We start from the raw sequence: 1,935 nt of genomic DNA on the forward strand, positions 1-1,935 counted from the left end.
TTTCCAACACCAAAAATTCTAGACCCGATATTATTACCCTAAAAACGAGTACCCGGTAATACTGGGTACTCGTTTTTTTGATCCTTTGGATGATCAAGCAGGGACGCGCGGAAACTCATTTCGTAATGGTAAGTCAGCTAAATAATAGGTCATAATCAGTGAACCAAGGTCGGGACTATGCTACGATAAATTTAGATTGAATCAGCGAGGTGAGTGGATGGAGTGGCAACAATTATTAATGGAAAATACGGCGTTGATCAATGCACAGATTGTTCAGATTGGGCTGGAACGGGAAGGCCAGCGGGTAACGGTGACCGGTCATTTGGCGGATACGGCATTATCACCAACACTTATCATCGAGTTGTCCGGCCTGCAACGGGACTTTGCGGAGACACAGTTGGAGTTAGTCACCCAACCGCAAGCAAGTGCGGTTGCTGCGTTGCACGCCTTAACGATGCTCACACAACAAGTCCGGCAAAGGCTTCTGCCTGAACTGATTTGGCCGCTAAGCATGCTGCCCACACTTCCACGAGAAGACCGGGATATTCCAATTGCTAAGTTGGATGCGGCCGCTGTCGCCTATCGACAAGGACTTGCTCACCGCTATGGCCGACGACGTCAAATGTTGTCAGGTGTTCACTGTAATGTGAGCTTAGCGGCTAGTCTGATGATGGGATTGTATCAGGCCCAGACAGATAGTCGTGATTTCACTACCTTTCAAAATCGCTGTTACCTGCACATTGCGCAGAATTATTTGCACTATCGCTGGCTACTGACGTATCTTTATGGCTGCTCACCACGCTGCTGGCCACAGTCTGGTCTTACGCCACCAGCCCAGCCCGTTCGAAGCTTACGCAACAGTTCTAGCGGGTATACCAATCGGCCGGGTGTTACGGTCTCGTACGCGTCGTTAAATGACTATTGTCAAACACTGCAAGCGGCCGTTGATAATGGAAAATTAAGTGCGACCAAGGAATTTTACGGTCAGGTTCGATTGCGTCATGCCGGTGGTCATTCACAACTATGTCAGAATGGGATTCAATACTTGGAATTACGTAACTTAGACCTGAACCCATGGGCCGGTGCGGGCGTTGATCTGTCCCAACTGACCTGCTTAACGTGGTTCGTTTTACTGATGCTCTGGTTACCAGTGCCAGCTAGTACGGATAATTGGATTCAGGCGGGTCAGCGCGCCAACGAACAAGTTGCCATCGAAACCCCCATGCAAGTGACTCGACAGCTAACTGAAGGCGAACAACTAGCTGACGCGCTACAAACTATGGCTACCAGTTTACATCAACCACACGCGTTGCAAGTCGCCCAACATATCTTAACTAGTCTGCACGACCCGGCCAACACACTCGCGGCCCGCTGGGAACAACAAACAAACGATTCGCTCGAACGTGCAACCCAACTTGCACTCCAGCTGGCTGCGACACCACATTTTAATGCTTGAATATACTGAAATCGGCGTACACACGTGTTGGCACGTTAGGACGCACATCGGCGGACGAACAACAAACCAACTAATAAGGGTTCTGGTGCAAATTTTCCTCGCTGACTTGATTTTAGTATACTTGGTACCAAGAAACGAGGGATTGCGCGCATGAATCACTTTAAGGGACGCCACTTTCAAAAGGACATCATCTTAGTAGCCGTTGGCTACTACTTCAGATTTAATTTGAGTTATCGTGATGTCGTTGAGATTTTACGTGATCGTGGAATTACTGTTCATCATACAACGATTATGCGCTGGGTTCATCACTACGGACCAATCTTTCAGGTGTTGTGGCGTCGGCATAAACATTCAGCTTCTCAAAGTTGGCGAGTGGATGAGACTTACATCAAGGTTAAAGGTCAATGGTGCTATTTGTATCGCGCCATTGACAATCAGGGATTAACGCTAGACTTTGAGTTACGTAAACATCGTGATTA

At 48.1% G+C, this 1,935-nt stretch carries 2 protein-coding genes; both read left to right on the forward strand.

The genetic code is table 11. The features are described from left to right. Positions 1 to 217: 217 nt before the first annotated feature. Positions 218 to 1,456 carry a glutamate--cysteine ligase gene (locus ATN92_RS19710; RefSeq protein ID WP_056950611.1) on the forward strand — a complete coding sequence of 413 codons (1,239 nt, stop codon included), beginning with the start codon at positions 218 to 220 and terminating at the stop codon, positions 1,454 to 1,456. A 150-nt stretch (positions 1,457 to 1,606) separates the two neighbouring features. Next, positions 1,607 to 1,935: IS6 family transposase (locus tag ATN92_RS19705; RefSeq protein WP_158106619.1), on the forward strand; the 329-nt coding region annotated here is incomplete at its 3' end.

The sequence above is a fragment of the Companilactobacillus bobalius genome, from assembly GCF_009764355.1.